The sequence below is a fragment of the Vibrio sp. 10N.261.52.A1 genome, from assembly GCF_002876325.1.
GTDB classification, from domain to species: domain Bacteria; phylum Pseudomonadota; class Gammaproteobacteria; order Enterobacterales; family Vibrionaceae; genus Vibrio; species Vibrio chagasii.
Genome location: NZ_MCYD01000866.1, coordinates 1 through 2,436, shown reverse-complemented (window position 1 = coordinate 2,436; position 2,436 = coordinate 1). Strand labels below are relative to the sequence as shown.

The following is a 2,436-nucleotide window of genomic DNA, read 5'->3' as shown; positions in this document are numbered from 1 at the left end:
GTATTCAGAAACAAACAATACCCTTGAGCTTTCATTTGCTCTTTGCTTGGGTAGTTTTTGCCACGGTCTCCATCAATCAAATCAGACATATCGCTAAGGTTTCCGAATGACCAACCATCAGGTATATTTTTTTCTAATTCTTCACAATGCTTCATCTCACCACCTGAAGACTTGTAAGGCTTCCCTTCTAGTTCAGGCTTACCGATGGATTCTGCGTATTCTTTTGATATCGGGAACTCAAAATCGACAAACCATTGTTTGTAAATAGCTTGAGCGGTATCTTCTAGCTTTTGAGTAAGTTGTTCGTTGAGTGCAATACGGTCATTCACCACATTGTATTCACGCACGATTTCGCGCTGCTTTTCTATAGATGGGATTGGTAGTTCCATATCGCAAAAGTCAGCCCAGCTAAAACCACCACGAACACTATTGTCAGTCATAAACCAAGCGTTTCGGTCGAACTCAGAGCGTCTGCACCACATCATCAGATATGCAGGTAAAAGCTCTTCTTCATCCTTTACCTCAAAAACCACATATGCTGGCGATACAATAATTGGTTCATCATCTTCAAGCATTGAAATGGGCAACACTTCATCTCGGCCAACGTGCATTGGGTTAAATGCAAATTGATTTTTCTTAACAACTCGGTACTTGCTTAGATCTGTACCATTGATGTTCGCAACCGAAGGCATAAAGTGTTTATTGATGTTTATCCCTTTAAGCGAAGAGACAGAGTCATCCGTATTTTTTAGTTTGATTTGGGTGACGTAATCACCAATACGCTTATAGTGTGATCTCATAACCCAACTCTTCAAATACAGATAAAAGTTCCGATTTAGACTTTTCTTCTTGCTTCAATAGTGCTGTAAAGTCATCTCGCATTTGACTCATTTTCTGGTCAAAATCAACATCTTCATCGTGATTCTTAAACTCGATGTATTTACTTGGCACTAATGAGTAGTCTTTTGCTGCGATCTCTTCTTTAGTCGCAGAGTAACAATACTCTGCAATATCTTTGTATTCCGTCTCGGCTCGCACTTCTTGCCAAGTGTGAAGCGTTTCAGCAATTTCAGAGATTTTCTCTGGAGAGAATTGGACGTACTTTTTCTCAAATGCTTCACCGTGTTTACGTAAATCCATAAACAGAACTTTGTCTTCACGGTTACGGTAATGACGAGTCAGATCTTCGTGTGGAACCGTTCTCTCTTTCTTGTTCTTATTAATAACCCAAAGTGTCACGCTGATATCGGTGGTATAGAACATCTTCATCGGCAGAATGATGATCGCTTCCACTAAGCCATTCTCGACAAGTTTCTGGCGAATAGCCTTTTCTGTACCATCACCAGATAACGCACCGTTAGCTAGAATAAATCCAGCCACACCGTTTTCAGACAGCTTAGAAACCATATGCAAAATCCAACCATAGTTGGCATTGCCTGTTTGTGGTGTTTCGTAGCCGTCCCAACGATGATCATCAACCAGCTCATCGGAAGCTCGCCAATCTTTTTGGTTAAATGGCGGGTTTGCCATAATAAAGTCAGCTTTAAGAGTTTCGTGCTGATCATTAGCAAAGGTATCTTTGGCGGCTGCGCCAAGGTTGGCAGAGATGCCACGAATAGCGAGGTTCATTTTCGCTAGTTTGTAGGTTGCACCTGTATACTCTTGACCATACACAGAAATATCTTTCTTGTTGCCTTTGTGGTTCTCAATGAACTTCATTGACTGAACAAACATACCGCCCGAACCACAACAAGGGTCATAGATTTTACCTTTGTATGGCTCAATCAATTCTGCGATTAGGTTAACGATGCTCTTTGGTGTATAGAACTCGCCCTTACCCTTACCCTCTGCAATCGCAAATTTAGACAAGAAATATTCGTAGACTCGGCCTACCACATCTTCGTGCGGATTCGCTAGGGTGTCGATGTTGTTAATCACATCGATCAGTGCAGATAGCTTGCTGACATCCAAACCAAGACGAGAGAAATAGTTATCAGGCAATGCGCCTTGTAGTGCTTTGTTGGTTTTCTCGATGGTGCTTAAAGCAGTATCGATCTTTAAGGCAATATCTTCTTGTTTAGCGTTTTGCTGAACAAAGCTCCAACGACTGTTTTCTGGTAAATAAAACACATTGTCTTTGGTGTAGGCTGGAACCATATCAATGTGCTTTTCCAGCCCTGAATCAATTAGCTTTTGGCGCTGTTTATCAAATGTATCACTGATAAACTTGAGGAAAATCAGGCTCAGTACAATGTGTTTGTATTCTGACGATTCAACACTACCACGCAGCTTGTTTGCCGCATCCCAGAGTGTTTCTTCAAATGATTTTTCTTTTTTATTTGCTGCTGGTTTCTTAGCCATGTTCTTGTTTGCCATGCGAAATTTGTTGCTAATTTTACAGCATTAGGAAAGTATCAACCAGAAGAAAGAAATAAG

Annotated in this window: 1 protein-coding gene and 1 pseudogene; both read right to left on the bottom strand. The window is 41.0% G+C overall.

The window, feature by feature from the left end; genetic code table 11:
- Positions 1–800: pseudogene (locus BCT81_RS18585) on the bottom strand (restriction endonuclease subunit S); the annotation flags it as partial.
- Positions 784–2,361: a class I SAM-dependent DNA methyltransferase gene (locus tag BCT81_RS18580; RefSeq protein ID WP_347232116.1), complete on the bottom strand. Its 1,578-nt coding sequence runs from the start codon at positions 2,359–2,361 to the stop codon at positions 784–786. The pseudogene BCT81_RS18585 and the gene BCT81_RS18580, both read right to left, overlap by 17 nt.
- Positions 2,362–2,436 lie beyond the last annotated feature (75 nt).

Excerpts from the sequence above, each read along its gene's own strand:
- BCT81_RS18580 (WP_347232116.1), bottom strand. The coding sequence starts at position 2,361 with ATGGCTAAGAAACCAGCAGCAAATAAAAAAGAAAAATCATTTGAAGAA.